A 16,958-nucleotide genomic window follows, 5' to 3' on the forward strand; every position below is an offset into this window, starting at 1 on the left:
TTTTATGGGTCGTAAAAACAGTACCGCAATAGCGGAGCCTTTAGTGGACTTGTCTAAGAACGAGTCTGATAGTGTCACTAAGAAAGGAAATAAAGCACAAGAAAATGAGCTTGAACAGCAAGTGCAGGATGATTTACAAAAAAATCTGGATGCTACTCAGCTGTACTTAAGTGAAATTGGTTTTTCCCCCCTACTGAGTGCGGAAGAAGAGGTTTATTTTTCCCGTAAAGCCCTAAAAGGCTGCGGAAAATCTCGTAATCGCATGATAGAAAGTAATCTAAGACTTGTCGTCAAAATTGCCCGTCGTTATAACAATCGTGGTTTAGCGCTATTGGATCTCATTGAAGAGGGAAATCTAGGCTTGATCAGGGCTGTTGAGAAGTTTGATCCCGAGAGAGGGTTCCGTTTTTCAACCTATGCAACCTGGTGGATCAGGCAGACTATTGAACGTGCGATCATGAATCAAACCAGAACGATTCGTTTACCGATCCATGTGGTTAAAGAGCTCAATGTTTATCTGCGTACTGCCAGAGAGCTGGCACATAAGCTAGATCATGAGCCAACGGCTGAAGAGATCGCAGAAAAGCTTGATCTTCCCAGTGCAGATGTCAGCCGCATGTTAAAGCTAAATGAACGGATCACTTCAGTTGACACGCCCTTAGGTGGAGATAATGATAAGGCATTACTCGATGTGCTTGCCGATGATGATAGTGTTGGCCCGGACTATAAAGTTCAAGATGAGGATATGTCTAAATCGGTAGTAAAATGGTTAGATGAACTCAATACAAAACAGAGAGAGGTGTTAGCGCGCCGTTTTGGATTGTTGGGATATGAACCATCGACACTTGAAAATGTGGGCAAAGAGATTGGGTTAACCAGAGAGCGAGTTCGTCAGATCCAGGTAGAAGCATTAAAACGACTCAAAGATCTGCTCGGATCTCAGGGATTATCGGTTGAGGCTATTTTTAAAATTTAGCTTGTATAACTGCTTAACGCATTTGAGAGTTCTGACTTTTTTAGGCAGTTAATTACTTAATATGATAATGCTCTGATGAGTCCTTATCTCTTTATAATCATATTTATCGGTTTTGGTTTGTCAGTATTCGTTGTAGATAAATGATGATTTATATCAGGCATTCAGGATAACTAAAAAGCGCACATTTATGTGCGCTTTTTGTTATTTGAAATACAACCATTTCTGATTGGTATTAGCTCGTTAACCGCTTAAGCTCATACAAGATATCGAGTGCCTGTCTTGGGCTCAATTCATCGGGATGTATCTTATCTAATGCGTCATTTAAGGCGGAATTTACTGGTTCATCAAATACCATACTCTGTTGATTTGAGGTAGTCATCGAGTCTACGGCGCTGTTCGTGTCACGACTTTCTAAGTGGTGTAGCTTATGCTTTGCGGCGGTAATGACCTTGCCTGGAACCCCTGCCAGTGCGGCAACCTGCAAACCATAACTTTTACTTGCAGCGCCTTCCTGAACAGCATGCATAAACACAATAGTGTCACCATGCTCGATAGCGTCAAGGTGCACATTTTCAACGTTGGATATGAGCTCGGGAAGTTGAGTCAGTTCGAAATAGTGAGTGGCAAATAGGGTCATAGCTTCAATTTTCTGAGCTAAATATTCGGCAGCTGACCAGGCCAGAGAGAGACCATCATATGTCGAGGTTCCTCGACCAATCTCATCCATCAGTACCAGACTTTCCGTGGTGGCATTATGAAGAATATTTGCCGTTTCAGTCATCTCAACCATAAAAGTTGAACGACCCGAAGCAAGATCGTCGGCTGCACCGATACGGGTAAATATGCGGTCAACAGGACCGATTACTGCACTCTGGGCGGGTACATAACAACCTATGTGCGTCATTAAAGTAATTAAGGCTACCTGGCGCATGTAGGTAGATTTACCGCCCATATTCGGTCCGGTCACGATTAACATTTTTCGTGCAGGATTCAAGGTGACCGGGTTAGCAATAAATGGCGTTTGGCTCACCTGTTCCACAACAGGGTGACGCCCGCCTTCTATATGTATACCGGATTTTTGTGATAGTGTCGGGCAGCTGTAATTTAATGTTTCGGCACGCTCGGCGAAGTTATTTATTACATCGAGCTCGGCGGCGCCCTGTGCAAATAGTTGTAAGTCATGAAGCTTAGGCAGTATCTGATCGAAGAGTTGTTCCCACAACTGTTTCTCGAGTGCCAGCGCCTTTCCCTGACTGGATAGCACTTTCTCTTCATGCTCTTTAAGCTCTGCGATGATGTAGCGCTCAGTATTTTTGAGTGTCTGTCTGCGCTGATAGCTCAGTGGAACCAGATCAGACTCTCTTCGGCTGACCTCAATATAGTAGCCATGGACCCGGTTATAGCCGACCTTAAGTGTCGATATACCGGTTTGCTCTTTCTCTCTGGCTTCGAGCTCAGACAGATAATCGGTCGCGCCTTGACTCAGTGCTCGCCATTGATCCAGCTCGGCATTATAGCCCTCTTTAAGTACGCCACCGTCGCGGATAAGCATTGGAGGGTTATCTACAATCGCGCGCTCTAATAGCTCAAGTTCATCGGGGAATTCGCCGAGCATTCTTGCCAGATGATGCAGGTGAGCCGATTGGCAGTTAGCAAGAGATTGCTGAATTTCGGGTAACAGGGATATGGCTTGCTTCAGGCGGGCAAAATCTCTTGGCCTTGCGCTACGAAGGGCCAACCTTGCGGTGATCCGCTCGACATCGCCCAAAGCTTTTAGCTGAGGTTCGAGGGTCTCGAACAGATTAGTGTCTAATATCTCGGTTAATGCACTCTGACGAGACTCGATCTGCTGTTGGTTTCTTAGTGGCTCATGGATCCAGCGCTGAAGCATACGGCTACCCATAGGCGTTGCCGTATTATCCAGTACAGAGGCTAAGGTATTTTCATGACCGCCCTGGAGGTTTACCGTGAGTTCGAGGTTACGCCGGGTTGCGGCATCAAGGACGATACTGTCACTTTGGTTGAAGCGAACGATTGAATTAATATGTGGCAATGCCGTTCGTTGCGTGTCTTTCACGTACTGCATTAAACAGCCGGCAGCTTGAAGTGAGAGGCGCGCATTGTCCAGGCCAAAACCACGGAGATCTTTTGTGCCGAATTGATCCAGAAGTAATTTTTGGCTGGTATCGAAATCAAACTCCCATTCAGGACGTCTGCGTTTACCGTTAAAACCGGAGATTAATCCCATCTCAGAGAAATCTTCGCTATAGAGTAGCTCGGCAGGGTTAGTCCGTTGCAGCTCGGCTTCAAGTGCCTCGGTCGAGGCAAGTTCTGCGACGACAAATCGACCCGAGCTGATATCTAAGGTGGCGTACCCATATCCGCTCTTGCCATGATAAACGGCGGCGAGCAAGTTATCCTGTTTTTCTTGCAGCAGGGCCTCGTCGGTCAATGTACCGGGCGTCACAAGGCGTACGACCTTTCTCTCAACCGGTCCCTTAGATGTCGCCGGATCGCCCACTTGTTCGCAAATGGCGACAGACACCCTGAGTTGGACCAGCTTGGCTAAATATCCTTCAACCGCATGATAAGGCAGGCCCGCCATAGGAATGGGATCGCCGCCACTTTTTCCTCTGGCAGTGAGTGAGATCCCCAATAATTCAGAAGCCTTTTTAGCGTCATCATAAAAAAGTTCATAGAAATCACCCATGCGATAAAAGAGCAGCATCTCCGGATGTTCAGCTTTTAGCGTCAGGTATTGACGCATCATAGGTGTGTGTTTTTCTAAATTTTGGGTATCGATAGCATTCATCTACAAGTCGTCTCTTTTCTGACGTATTAAACAGGCTACCTCAACGAATTGAGTGCCATAAATAGTTGGCGCCAATATTATCAATATTTTCGCCATTGTTGAGCCTTTTGTCGTGAAAAATCGTGAGATTGAATTTTATTAGCCGTAACAGAGGCTTCGATAGTCGAATTGAGTGCGAGAAAAAATAATCATGAACAGTACTTGATACTGTATGATTGTACAGTATACTAGTTTGCATATTGAGGCTCCCCGACTGGATATGTTTACTTGATAAAGTTAAGTCGTGGAGTCAACACGAGATTTATATCAGCGTAATCGCTGTGCCTCTGAGGATATTGAAATGAAGATAGACGCGAACAAAGAGAAAGCACTTAACGCCGTTTTAGGGCAGATCGAAAAGCAATTCGGTAAAGGCTCTATCATGAAGTTGGGCGAGAATCGCTCAATGGATGTTGAGACTATCTCTACCGGTTCACTCTCTCTGGATATAGCCCTGGGCGCCGGCGGTCTTCCGATGGGACGTATCGTCGAGATTTACGGCCCTGAATCTTCGGGTAAAACAACTTTGACGCTTGAAGTTATTGCTGCAGCCCAACGTGAGGGTAAAGTGTGTGCTTTTATCGATGCGGAACACGCACTGGACCCTATCTACGCTAAAAAGTTAGGTGTGGATATCGATAACCTACTTTGTTCTCAACCTGATACCGGTGAGCAAGCATTGGAGATTTGTGATGCCTTAACTCGCTCAGGCGCCGTCGATGTTATCGTTGTCGACTCGGTTGCGGCATTGACGCCTAAAGCCGAGATTGAAGGTGAGATTGGTGATTCCCATATGGGACTTGCGGCTCGTATGATGAGCCAGGCGATGCGTAAGCTTGCGGGTAACCTCAAGCAAACCAACACCATGCTTATTTTCATTAACCAGATTCGTATGAAGATTGGTGTGATGTTCGGTAATCCTGAAACCACCACGGGTGGTAATGCGTTGAAGTTTTATGCTTCGGTTCGTCTCGATATTCGCCGTACCGGTGCAATCAAAGACCGTGATGAAGTTATTGGTAACGAGACTCGCGTTAAGGTTGTGAAAAACAAGATTGCAGCGCCGTTTAAGCAAGCTGAGTTCCAGATCCTTTACGGTCAGGGTATCAACAGCACCGGCGAGCTTGTCGACCTGGGTGTTGCCCATAAGCTCGTTGAAAAAGCGGGTGCCTGGTACAGCTATAAAGGGGATAAGATCGGCCAAGGTCGTGCTAATGCCGGTAAGTACCTGATTGAGAACCCTGCCGTTGCACAAGAAATTGATGTAGCCCTTCGTGCCTTACTGCTAACACCGGCAGCGCCAGTTGCAGATTCTGCAACCGGAGATGAAAACATCGATCTTGAAACGGGTGAAGTGTTTTAATCACGCCAGTGAGTTAAGCGTTTAAACGTTTAAATGAGTAAAGCTGAAAGCCATTCGGCACACTATTTCGCGGTGGCGCAACTTGCGCGCCGCGATTTTTTTGCGTTGAAGTTAAGAGCAAGCTCAGACTCAAGGGCTTTGAAGCCGTTGAGATTGAAGAGGTGTTAGGCAGATGTGGCCAGTGGTTTTCTCGATGATAGTCGCTATGCTGAGTTACTCATCTGCAGTCACATCAGTAAAGGCCATGGTCCGACACGGATAAGGCTGGTTATGGCCCAAAAGGGGCTGGATAAAGATATCATTAACCTTGCCTCTTTTGCTTATTCCTAGCAGGTTATCTTTACCGCCACTGCTATGTTGCTTTGGCACTAAGCCGCACCAAGCTGAAAAATGTCTACCGTTGGTAAAATCTTTTCCTTCTCCAGCTGCTGCGTAAAAAGCTGTTGAAGTCACAGGACCAATGCCGGGAACAGTTTCTAAACGTTGGCAAATTTGGTTCTCTTTTCTCTCTTCTAGCACTTGGTCGTCGCAGCTTTTGAGTCGCTTCTCGATATCTGTAAACTCTTCATAAAGCTCATTAAATATAAACCGCCCCTTCACTGTAAGTTCATTGTCCTCATCAGCTAAAATATCTGGAAAAGTCGTCCTAAAAGCCGCTTTGCTTTTTGCTATCGCAATGCCGTACTCGGTCAACATACCTCTAACTTGATTAATTAAGGCGGTAGACTGTTTGTTTAAACGTTCCCTCATTCGATGAAGCATCTGTAAGTCTTGCTGCTTGACTGGCTTTAGTTGAACAAAACGCATGTTAGGTCTTTGAGCCGCTTCAGCTATAGCAAGCGCATCGTTATAATTACCTTGCCTACTTTGTTTATGCCAACAAAATGAAAAACAGACTTTGCGATATCTAAACCAATTGTAGTAATCTTCATGATGGACCTGTCCTCTTTCTGATGAGTTGGAGCAACTTCATCGTGGCCCATTGCGAGGCCGATTAAAAGGGGATGGGTCCATTCCATTATCTACACTTGTTTATTTGTTTCTTCGATTTAAGTTATATTTGTTAGTTAGCTAACAAGGAAATGCCGCATAGTGTGTTAGCTATGCGATTATGCGCACCGAGTACATGTTTTCAAAGATAAAGATGAGGGCGTAATACACCTTCTTATTACGAAATTAAGAGCTCCTCATATTCAGATTTTCTTTACGAAGTTGTTTTCTTTGTTCTTCTAATGCCTTTAAAGCAATGGTCGTTTTTTGCGCTTTATTAACGGTAAAGGGACTATAGGTATCATGGTTTTGGTTTACTTTTTTTGCATAATAAAGAGTAATTGATTGCACTAGTTGTTCAGCTTGAGATAAGTTTTCATGTTCAACTTCTTTAATGAATAGCAGAGTAAAACATTGAAATAGAGCATCGAAAGCCTGTTCAAACTCAATTTCATAAGCCTCACCTTTGTTTTTTTCTGGTAGTATAATCAAAGCTGATATTAAGTTGCATATAGTCTCACTGTTCGTCGCACCAATGAATAACTCATTCAGCTTGGGCTCTTGACTAAAGAAAGTTTGCAGTTGATTTGAATACTCTGATTTTTTCCATTGATAACTAGCGGAACGAATGACGCTCAAGGGTTTATCCTTTGTAAAATTTTGTGAGTAATTCTAGCGTTTAAATACATTGCATATAAATACATTGTCCTATCCTTTCATCTTCACCAAGAACCACAAGTATGAATGCAAAGTTTTAGATCTGCTTAAGATTTTTATGATTTATGGATATTCAGCTAAACCAATAATTATTAACTAATTAGAATGAATTGAATTTTTTGATTGGCATTATTCGCCTATAAAGCCGCACTTTAGTAAATAATTAAACTATCATTGCTCCTAACTATTTTACAACTTCAATGTAAATAGTTAGGTCGCAGAAAATATCGTCTGTTTAACAGATGCTTATGATAAAATTTAAAATGATAGAGTTTGGCTCAGTAAAATGTAAAGCGTCAAAATGCTAGTTATGCAAATGTACTGAAAATACATAGACAAGTTATATTGAAAATAAATATTTATAATTGGCACTGTTTATGCGATTGATGCATAATCACGTTCCACTTTAGCGACCCGGATACGATAAGACTTGAATAAACTGTCCTTACCCCTTTGCTGGGCCAATTGATGGTCAATGTTTTCCTTCCAATTGGCAATTGCAGCTTCTGTTTCCCAAAATGACAAACTTAACAACTTGTTTTGCTCTGTCAGGCTTTGAAACCGCTCTATAGAAATAAACCCTGGATTATCCTTTAGTAAAACTCGCAATTTTTTGGCTATATCCAGATATTCTTCTATTCCATCTTCTTTCGGTGTCACTTCAAATATCACGGCGTACATTTCTAATCCTTATGTTATATAGCAGATGTTGGGGCTTGTTTATAGGTGCCCTCGACAGAACGAAGAAAACTACGATTTTCTTCGATAATGAATTCTCCCGCTTTAGCCAGCTCGAAGTTCTCTACACTTTGAGGTAGCTGCCTAAGTTTATCCCGATAACGTTCGTAATCGGCCAGGCTTTGAAAGCTAACTAAGCCAAATGCGATATCTGAAGTTCCTTCGTAAGGCATGAAGTATCCCAATAAATCACCGCCATAATGCGGGATTATTTCCCCCCAGTTTTTAGCATACTGTTCAAATAAGTCGACTTTATAAGGGTTTATCTTGTATTGAATAAAGCATGTTATTGGCATGTTTATATGCTCGCAATTATTTATAAGTGATTTAAAGCTGTTTCTCATTGAATAAAGATAACATTAATAATAGATGTGAGCCTATTTTTGTTATTTATATTTCAATATCAAAAAAAATTATACCATTGCGTTCGAAGTTAACGATTTATGGTTTGTTTGTGATCTGAACAATAAGCATGCGTGTGTATAAAGCTCTCTGCAAAATATTTCGTTTTAATCTTCATGATTACACCTATGTTTTCGTTATCGTTTTGATGAGGCCAAATAGTGATAAATATCATTTTTGTTAAAAAAATGCGAGCTAGACACAGGGTTAACCGCTTAAGTATAGAAGATTTCAAGTCATTTCAGCGTTTTACTTGGTAAATGTATTTTTATAAAAAACTAATAACACCCTATAAAGTTAATCAATTGGAAAGGTAATGCCTGTCTAATGTTAAATGTTTGCCGCAGACAAGATAATTGCATTTAACAATGAAAACAAATTATGTATGCAACTTAAGGTTTAAGTTATTTAGGGTTTAATAATGTCAGGCCTTCAGTGGGTATATTAATGTACCGCTCGGTTTTACTGGGCTTTAACACAGAGAAAAAGAGATGAGACGTCTTTTATTTAAACTACTTTTAACCGCTGTATTCAGTACTGGATGTTGGTCCAATGTTGCCTTAAGCAATACTACGGAGCAGCAATTATTAGACAAATTTGAAGTCGGTAAATATTCAAACAAGGGGGCGGACACTTGCCTGATGTGCCACAAGAATAATTCCAAAGTGATGGCGTTATTTGATGGTGTGCATGGTGAAATGGGCAACAGCGAGAGCCCTATGGCGCAGCTGCAATGCGAGTCTTGCCATGGACCTCAAGGAAAGCACAGAGGCAAAAATGAGCCGATGATAACCTTTGGTGCCAACAGCAATGTGACCAATGAACTGCAAGATAGTGTGTGTTTATCTTGTCATCAAGACAGCAAACGCATGGGATGGCACGACGCATTACACGCTGAGGAGCAATCCTGTGCCAGTTGCCATGATATTCATACGGGCCAGGACAAAATAATGAACCCGGCATTTGAGGTATCTATTTGTACCGAATGTCATACCGAGCAAAAGCTCGATATCAATAAGCGCAGCAGTCATCCTTTGGCCACCGGCACCAAAGTAGGTTCAATGACCTGCTCTAGTTGTCACAGTAGCCATGGTTCAATGACCGATGCTAGCCTCAAACAAGTCAGTATCAATGAAACCTGCTATGAGTGTCATGCTGAAAAGCGCGGTCCCTTTTTATGGGAGCATGAACCTGTTGTTGAAGATTGTACAACATGTCACAACCCTCACGGCAGTGTTAACGAACCCCTGCTAAATTCTCGTGCTCCCCTTTTATGCCAAGACTGTCATGCCAGTGATGGTCACGCCAGTCGTGCCTATGGTGACGACAATTCCGCCTTTAGTGGTGGTGGTCAAAGTTGTCTGAACTGTCACGGCTCTATTCATGGTTCCAACCATCCATTGGGCAACGCGTTTCAGCGATAAGGAGAATCATTATGAAATTTCAATTAAGTGTAATCGCGCTTGCGATAGTGCAAGTGGGTAGCGCTAACGCAGTGGGTTTCAGCTTGTCTGGCGCTAATCTTGAGCAAGCTAACACGGTCAAGTGGCGCTGTCGAAGCTGTGAGTCGACGGCGGTGAGCGGTGAGATGGGCGTGTCGGTTGTTGGAACGGATACTGATAATGCACGTGCAGCGAACAGTTTTGGCGAAGACAGTGAATTTGCCGGGGCGCTGCAAGCCGATGCATTGTATCAAAAAGAGGGTGCGAGAATTCGTGTGCAGGCCAATAACCTTGGCATGGAAACGGGCAATGGACGCATCGCTTACGACAGTGAACGATACGGTTTTGACGTGGGTTACCAGAGTCAATTGCGAGTCGATACTGATAAAGCGCTGACGGACTACGGCATGGAAAGTCGCGGTAATGGCGGCTACAACCTGGTGGATACTGGCAATGTACGCAGTACCGATCTTGAGAAGAAACGAGAGACATGGACCCTGGGTACGGAAGTAAAAGCTCAAGACTGGGGAATGGGAGGTGGGATCGCCTGGCGTGGATTTGCGGACTACCTTTATCAACAGAAAACGGGGCAACAAGCCAGTTCTACTCAGGTTAACAAGCGACCGGTGAACTTTGTAAAGCCCATTGATAGCACTAGTCAAATCTTGAAAGCAGGAGGCGAATTGCTGGGTGAAGACTGGATTGCAACACTGTCTTACCAAGGGAGTTTGTTCGAGAATGACCTGGGCGGTTTATACAACGGAGAGATGGAAAGCCTGCAGGCGTTTGAGCCGGGTAACGAAGCACATCAAGTGATAGCACAAGGGCAATACCGCCTGGATAGCACGTATCTAACGGGGCGAGTCGTAAAAGGCTGGTTATATCAAAATGATGACTACATCGACCTGACGGGTGTCCCTAATGGCATTAGTCATCTCAATGGTGAGGTCGCCACCTTGGACGCAAACTTCAAGGTGTCTACCCGACTCAGCCGCGGGCTTAAGGTCGGCTTTAAAGCAGACTATCGTGACCGCGACAACAAAACACCCGTGCAAATGTTCAACCGTATTGATTACGACGAAATGTCAGGCAAAGCGACTGAAAATGTGCAGCTAAATAGTGAGAAGAGCAGCTATCAGGTAGATGTTAATTATCGGCTTCGTAAAGCTTTGAGGTTTAGTGGTGGTTATCAGCGTACGGATAAGGAACAGTCGAATACAGTTCGAGAAAAGACAAGCGAAGACAGAGTATTTGCCAAGCTAAAGTACAACCTAAGCAAGGGGTGGGGGATTAGCCTGGAAGGTGAATATGGTAATCGAGACGGCTCCACCTACCAAGCTTCATCGGCCACCTCCTCGGAAGATAACGAGTTACTTCGTAAGTACCACTTGGCTGACCGTGATCGCACTGAGCTAGAGTTGAAAGTTGGCAACACCTCATTTGACAACCTCGGGATTAACCTAAGCTATCGTTACGCACTGGACGATTATAGTGAAAGTGAGTTAGGGCTAAGTGAGTCCATAGACAATGGTTATGACGTGTCTATTAGTTATCAGCCTATAGCAAAGTTGGATATCTACGCCTTTGGCGGTCAACAATGGATCGAGTCAACCCGATATGGCAGCCAAGGTTACAGCAGTGCAGATTGGACTGGCAATGTTGACGACAGCTTCAGCCACATAGGACTAGGCACAAGCTACAGTGGGTTAATGCAGGAGCTGTTAGTTGTGGGTCTTAACTACAGCTACAGCGAGTCAGAGTCCGAGACCTCAGTGACAAGAACGACGCCATACGGAGAGTATTATTCCTGGTCACACAACCTCAGGTTATATGCCGAGTTCGCCTTAAGTGAGCGGGCTAAGGTTCACGCGAACTATCGCTATGAAAGATATTACGACACCGATTATCGCGACGTTACCGACGAGACATTTTCAGAATTAACCACACTAGGCAACATGGGGAGTAACTACAACGCCCATCAATTAATGCTGACATTTAGTTACGCATTGTAATCAATTCTACAAAGGAACAGCTCATGCAAAGACGTGAATTTCTAAAACTCAGCGCAGCAGCCAGCGCGGTAACATGTGTTACTGCTTGCGGCAGTAAAAAAACCGAAACAATCATTCCCGAAGTACCTGTATCTGAAAAACATTTTTGGAGTGCGTGTCTAGGTAATTGTGGCTCTAACTGTCCGTTAAAGGTGATCACCGTAGATGGAAAAATCACACGTATTGAGCCTGAAACTTACGGCGAAGACAGCTTTGATTCACCTCATATTCGACCGTGCTTACGTGGGCATGCTAACCGTGCACGTGTATATAACCCCGATCGCCTAATGTATCCCATGAAACGAATTGCAAATGCTAAACGAGGTGAAGGTAAATTTGAACGTATCAGCTGGGAACAGGCTACCAGTGAAATAGGGATGAAGCTAAAGGAAACTTATGATCAATATGGTCCTCGTGCAGTTTATCAAAATCGCGGTAGTGGTGCGTTTTATGACATTAATGGTAAATATGCATGGGGACGCTTATTAAACTGTATGGGGGGGGGGCTTAAGCATTATGGTTCATATAGTTCTTCCATGGTCCGTACCATCATGCCATACATCTTCGGTAGTCGTAAGTCATCCACGCCAAGGGAAATGAAATACAGTGACCTATTAGTGTTCTTTGGTTACAACCCGCTAGAAACTCGCATGAGCGGTAGTGGTGAAGGCTTTGAAGTGCAAACTGTTACCGAAGGTAAGAAAGTAATCCATATTGATTGCCGCTACAGTGATTCTGCAATGGGCCGTGAAAGTGAATACTATCCTTGTCGTCCTGGTACCGATGCCGCTTTGTGTGAAGCAATGGCATATGTGTTAATTACCGAAGAATTATTAGATGAACAATTTTTGTCTGATAAGTGTTACGGTTTTCGTGCAGAACCTTCAATTCAAGATGCTCGCGATTCGAGCAAAATGTTGCCAGAAGTTGTATATGAAGACAGCTATGAAGCACACATTTTAGGTGTTAAAGACGGTCAACCCAAAACACCTCAATGGGCGGCTGAAATTTGTGGTATCCCCGCAGACTCAATACGTAACATTGCCCGCCAAATTGGCAATGCAAAAGCCCCATATCTGGCTCCGGGTCTTGGTATGCAACGGCACATTAACGGCGAAGATAATATTCGTTCAGTAATGACTTTAGGCATGTTAGTGGGCGCTATTGGCAAGCGCGGCACCAATACCGGTGACTACCCAAAATCACCACGAAAAATCTACTCTAAAGGGTTACCTACTGTAAGTGAACAGCAGGAAGTGTCTATTGATGATGCCAAAATTTCTATGTTTAGTTGGACTCAAGCCGTTGAAAATGGCGAAAACCTAACGGTTCTCCGTGATGGAGTTAAGCTACCAGCAGAAGAGTTAGATGAAAATGGTGATGGTAAATTAGGCACAAATATCAAGGCGATAATTAACTTTGCTAGTGGGTGTTTGGTTAATCAGCATGGCGATGCCTTTGGGACTACTCGTATTTTGCAAGACGAATCTAAATGCGAAATGATAGTGGTAATCGATAATCACATGACTTCTTCGGCCAAGTTGGCTGATTATATCCTGCCGGATAATACTTGGTTGGAATCGACCGACTTTGCGAACAAAACCTACTATGCAGGTGCCGTGAGCTACATGACGGCATTAAAAACTGGGATCAAACCTTTAGGCGAATGCCGTGGTTCTTTCGATGTATGTACCGATTTAGCAGAAAAAATGGGAGTTAAAGAAATCTTCACCGAAGGTCGAACTACTGATGAATGGATTGAGCATTATTACCAAACAAAAGTACGTACTTTAGACCCAGAGCTATTTCCTGCGACAGCCAAAGAAATGCAAGACATTGGAGTGGTTAAAACATTTAGCCCTTGTGATGATAGCGAGGAGTCGGCCAAGGTCAATTGTGCCATGTGGGATTACGTTCAAAACGGTGGAACCTTAAAAACTGCATCAGGCAAGTTGGAAATATTCTCTCATGCACTGCAAGAACTATCAGATCTTTGGGAAGTACCAGATTACTGGCTGGATAAAGACAACTATCTTAACGCTATCCCTAAATATTGGGTGGGCCTAGAGAGTTATCAAGACCCATCACCTGAACTTAAAGATAAACCGTTACAGTTAATTGGTCACCATACCAAGGCGCGTACTCACTCAACTTTCGGATCCGTTAAATGGCTTAAAGAAGCGGTTAACGGTGACGCAGTTTGGATCAATCCAGATGATGCGATCAAATACGGCATTGTCGACGATCAATACGCCATCATCGAATCTTTGCGGGGCAAAGTTAAAGTAAAAGCACGCGTAACCAATCGTATTATGCCGGGTGTGATGTCCTTAAGTCAGGGGGCTTGGTTTGATCCCAAGAACGATGTCGATGTCGGCGGGTGTGTCAACGCTCTGACCTCTCAAGGTCGTCCTAGCCCACTCGCCAAAGGTAATCCACAACACACCAACCGTGTACGCATTTACAAGGCTTAAGAGGAAGTTTGACAATGACTAATAATACCCAATACGGATTTCATTACGACGCCAGCAAATGCAATGGCTGCAAAGGTTGTCACATTATTTGCAAAAGTCGTTTTGATGGTGAAGATGGCGTGATACCTCGCCGAGTTTATGAGTACGTTGGCGGAGGTTATGCTGACAATAATGATGGCACTGTGACGAGTAACACCTTTGCTTATTACACCTCGATTAGTTGTAATCATTGTAGCGAGCCAGTATGTGTCAAGGCCTGTCCAACGGGCGCAATGCATAAAAGGAGTAAAGATGGACTAGTTCATGTTTCTTCGGATTTGTGCATTGGCTGTAGTAGTTGCGCCAAGGCGTGTCCCTATGATGCACCTCAACTCGATCCTGTTAAAAAGGTCATGGTTAAATGCGATGGCTGCTTTGAACTTATAGCAGAAGGCCGCAAACCTTTGTGTGTAGAAGGCTGCCCTCAGCGTGCGTTAGATTTTGGCCTTATTGAGGATTTAAAAGCCAAATATCCAGGAAGCAGTATTGCTAATGTGGCACCGTTGCCACAAGCCAGCATTACCAGTCCTAACTTGTTGATCAGCACCAACCGCTTATCTCGTCCTAGCGGTTCAAGTGAAGGTAAAATAGAGAATTTGACTGAGGTCTAACCAATATCTGCCGGGAGATTCATCCCGGCATTTTAAAGAGTATAATTACTATGCAAACCAAACATCAATTACTACTGGCAAGTGCTGCCTCAGGCATACTGCATAATGTGTTTTATTCACGACCAACTCCTGAATTTTTGTGTTCATTATCATCTATACTTAAGCAGTGGCCGTTACAAACAGTCCCTAGCAAAATGGCCATAGAACATATTGTTAATTCAATAGAAATCGATGATGTGACTACGCTTGACGAAGACTACCATGCTTTATTTGTTGGCCCTGGGAAACGACACGCTTATCCTTGGGGGTCTGTCTATACCGATAAGGAAAAGTTGCTGTTTGGAGATTCAACTGTAGCTTTTGAACATTTTTGTCTCTCTCATGGTATCGAATTTGAGCTTGATGGCAACGAACCTACAGACCATGTAGGTTTACTTCTTGGAGCACTGAGCACCTTACTGAAACAATCAGACCCAGAGCACCTTCAAGCCGTATCATCATTATTAGAAGTGCATTTGCTTCCTTGGGTTAGTGCATTTTTAGATGCTGTCGATGAAAATTCTGTCACTGGGTATTATCGAGGCTTCTCCAAACTGTTGCGTATTTGGATTAACGATTGGGAATTAAATTTAAAACTTAACCCCACAAGCACTCGTTTATATTGATGACTGATAATATGAAGCCTTTTTACGCTATTTACCAAACCTTGTATAACTTATATGGTCCTCAAGGTTGGTGGCCACAAACAGGATATGCTGGTAGCAACCCGACTAAGCGTGGGGCCACCAATGGTTATCACCCAAAAAGGTATGACTTTCCGCAGAATATCGACCAAGTTTTTGAAGTATGTTTAGGGTCAATTTTAACCCAGAACACCAATTTTATTGCAGTTGAAAAAGCACTAATAAATTTGGTCAACTTGAAGGCCTTAACGCCAGAAGCGATATTAGCTTTAGATTATGATAATTTTAAGCAAGCGATACGTCCTGCCGGATATTACAACCAAAAATCGCGTTACATCCGTGAATTTATCCCATTTTTCCTTAAACTCAATGGTGGTGTCCCAAGTCGAGAGGGATTGTTAAGTTGCGTAGGCATTGGGCCAGAAACCGCTGATTCGATTTTGCTTTACGGCTATAAACAGCCACAATTTAAAGTTGATGCGTATACTACACGAATCTTTCACCAGTTGGAGCTTATTCCAGAAAATGCGAAATATGATGATATAAAAGTGGCTGTTGAGACTGAATTATCTAATATAGTGAAAGGGGAAAAGTTGGTAATAATTTATCAGGAGTTTCATGCATTGATAGTCGAGCATGCCAAGCGGTTTTATAGTAAAAAGCCTTACGCAGAGGAGTGCCCATTGCCCCCAAACAAAAAGCATTCTTCGTAGCTATGAATAACTAAAGAGGGGGAAGGAAAAGCCCTATTGCAAAATGCCAACTTAATTTGAAAAGGTGGCATTTTATTTTAGGGGGATTAAATTTCTGTTCAAAAATGAATATTTGCAATAGTATTTATTGCGTTAATAATTTGTTTTCGTTGAGAGAGTTCAGAGTATACTATCCCTATATCAACCCATTGACTCTGAGTGTTAGGTATCGGCCTTAATACTTCATTCGTCACCCATGAGCTGGCGAATCGAGCTGCGCCGTAACCTGCTTTAACGAATTCACGAACTTGAATATCTACGTCTCGATGACGATCTACAACAAACTCAACATTCTTAGGCGAGGTAAATCGAATATCACCACCATGTTGTCTTGACAATTTGTCACACTCATCGCTTATTATAGGAATATGCTCACCACGCGACATTAACTCTGGATGTACGAACAATTGATATTGCTCTCGCCATAAAGGCAACAATTTATCCCCTTCTCTGATATTAAAATCGGCTGCAATGTAGAAATCACAATTTTCACCAGGTCGAACAAGGTGTAGCAAGGTTGTTGGGAATGTTTTGCGTATTGAGGACAAAATCAAATCTACTTTTTCAGCACATAAATCGGTTTGCAATCCAATAGTTATCTGATTTTCTTTAGCGTCAGTGCCAATTTGGTTTAGTGACTCAAATTGACTTAGTAATCGTATCACTTTAGGGTACAAGTTTTCTGCTTCGCGTGTTGTTTCAACATGGCCGCTATCGCGTTTAAATAATTGAACTCCAAGTTCTTTCTCTAATGTTTTTATGCTGTTTGAAACCGCTGGTTGAGTTATAAAACAATTTTTTGATGTTTGAGTAAAGTTTTGTGTTTCATAAAGAGATGCAAATATTTTCAAGAATTTAGTATTCAAAAT

General features: G+C 43.2%; 14 protein-coding genes and 1 pseudogene. 9 read left to right on the forward strand and 6 right to left on the reverse strand.

Annotated features, from left to right (window positions below):
- Window positions 1-4 precede the first annotated feature (4 nt).
- Window positions 5-976 (forward strand): RNA polymerase sigma factor RpoS, encoded by a 972-nt coding sequence (gene rpoS, locus SSED_RS06665; protein WP_012141645.1) that lies wholly within the window; start codon window positions 5-7, stop codon window positions 974-976.
- Between the two features lie 232 nt (window positions 977-1,208).
- Here rpoS and mutS read toward each other — a convergent pair whose 3' ends face one another.
- Window positions 1,209-3,788, reverse strand: coding sequence for a DNA mismatch repair protein MutS (gene mutS, locus SSED_RS06670; RefSeq protein WP_012141646.1), 2,580 nt, complete (start codon window positions 3,786-3,788; stop codon window positions 1,209-1,211).
- 340 nt (window positions 3,789-4,128) lie between these two features.
- Here mutS and recA point away from each other — a divergent pair, with 340 nt between their 5' ends.
- Together recA and SSED_RS23930 are read left to right on the forward strand one after the other, a co-directional pair.
- Window positions 4,129-5,190, forward strand: a complete 1,062-nt coding sequence (gene recA, locus SSED_RS06675) for a recombinase RecA (RefSeq protein WP_012141647.1) — start codon at window positions 4,129-4,131, stop codon at window positions 5,188-5,190.
- A 174-nt stretch (window positions 5,191-5,364) separates the two neighbouring features.
- Entirely contained in the window at window positions 5,365-5,520 is a 156-nt protein-coding gene (locus tag SSED_RS23930; protein WP_083758928.1) for a RecX family transcriptional regulator, read from the forward strand.
- Here the strand turns inward: SSED_RS23930 and SSED_RS06680 are convergent.
- The 4 genes and pseudogenes from SSED_RS06680 to SSED_RS06700 all read right to left on the reverse strand — a co-directional run.
- Window positions 5,500-6,122, reverse strand: a pseudogene (locus SSED_RS06680) (IS110 family RNA-guided transposase); the annotation flags it as partial. The gene SSED_RS23930 and the pseudogene SSED_RS06680 overlap by 21 nt on opposite strands.
- A 244-nt stretch (window positions 6,123-6,366) precedes the next feature.
- On the reverse strand, window positions 6,367-6,819 hold the full coding sequence (locus tag SSED_RS06690) for a hypothetical protein (protein WP_012141649.1): 453 nt from the start codon (window positions 6,817-6,819) through the stop codon (window positions 6,367-6,369).
- Between the two features lie 453 nt (window positions 6,820-7,272).
- Window positions 7,273-7,578: an antibiotic biosynthesis monooxygenase family protein gene (locus SSED_RS06695; protein WP_012141650.1), complete on the reverse strand. Its 306-nt coding sequence runs from the start codon at window positions 7,576-7,578 to the stop codon at window positions 7,273-7,275.
- Between the two features lie 14 nt (window positions 7,579-7,592).
- Window positions 7,593-7,931 (reverse strand): NIPSNAP family protein, encoded by a 339-nt coding sequence (locus tag SSED_RS06700; protein WP_041422013.1) that lies wholly within the window; start codon window positions 7,929-7,931, stop codon window positions 7,593-7,595.
- Between the two features lie 597 nt (window positions 7,932-8,528).
- Between SSED_RS06700 and SSED_RS06705 the strand changes: the two genes are divergently transcribed.
- From SSED_RS06705 to SSED_RS06730, 6 genes are read left to right on the forward strand one after another with little or no spacing between them, the layout of a single operon-like run.
- Window positions 8,529-9,461 (forward strand): DmsE family decaheme c-type cytochrome, encoded by a 933-nt coding sequence (locus tag SSED_RS06705; RefSeq protein WP_012141652.1) that lies wholly within the window; start codon window positions 8,529-8,531, stop codon window positions 9,459-9,461.
- An 11-nt stretch (window positions 9,462-9,472) separates the two neighbouring features.
- A complete protein-coding gene (locus SSED_RS06710; protein ID WP_012141653.1) occupies window positions 9,473-11,491 on the forward strand; it encodes an MtrB/PioB family decaheme-associated outer membrane protein in 2,019 nt (672 codons plus the stop codon).
- A 23-nt stretch (window positions 11,492-11,514) separates the two neighbouring features.
- Window positions 11,515-14,004, forward strand: a complete 2,490-nt coding sequence (locus SSED_RS06715) for a DMSO/selenate family reductase complex A subunit (RefSeq protein ID WP_012141654.1) — start codon at window positions 11,515-11,517, stop codon at window positions 14,002-14,004.
- Window positions 14,005-14,018: 14 nt separating this feature from the next.
- The gene (locus SSED_RS06720; RefSeq protein ID WP_012141655.1) at window positions 14,019-14,654 is read left to right on the forward strand and encodes a DMSO/selenate family reductase complex B subunit; all 636 of its coding nucleotides are present in this window, start codon (window positions 14,019-14,021) and stop codon (window positions 14,652-14,654) included.
- 50 nt (window positions 14,655-14,704) lie between these two features.
- Window positions 14,705-15,319 (forward strand): TorD/DmsD family molecular chaperone, encoded by a 615-nt coding sequence (locus SSED_RS06725; protein WP_012141656.1) that lies wholly within the window; start codon window positions 14,705-14,707, stop codon window positions 15,317-15,319.
- Window positions 15,319-16,050 carry an endonuclease III domain-containing protein gene (locus SSED_RS06730; RefSeq protein ID WP_012141657.1) on the forward strand — a complete coding sequence of 244 codons (732 nt, stop codon included), beginning with the start codon at window positions 15,319-15,321 and terminating at the stop codon, window positions 16,048-16,050. The genes SSED_RS06725 and SSED_RS06730 overlap by 1 nt, the downstream gene beginning before the upstream one ends.
- Window positions 16,051-16,148: 98 nt before the next feature.
- On the opposite strand, the gene SSED_RS06735 is transcribed toward SSED_RS06730, so the two are convergent.
- On the reverse strand, window positions 16,149-16,955 hold the full coding sequence (locus SSED_RS06735) for a LysR family transcriptional regulator (protein ID WP_012141658.1): 807 nt from the start codon (window positions 16,953-16,955) through the stop codon (window positions 16,149-16,151).
- Window positions 16,956-16,958 lie beyond the last annotated feature (3 nt).

This window comes from Shewanella sediminis HAW-EB3 (assembly GCF_000018025.1).
Classification (GTDB): Bacteria; Pseudomonadota; Gammaproteobacteria; order Enterobacterales; family Shewanellaceae; genus Shewanella; species Shewanella sediminis.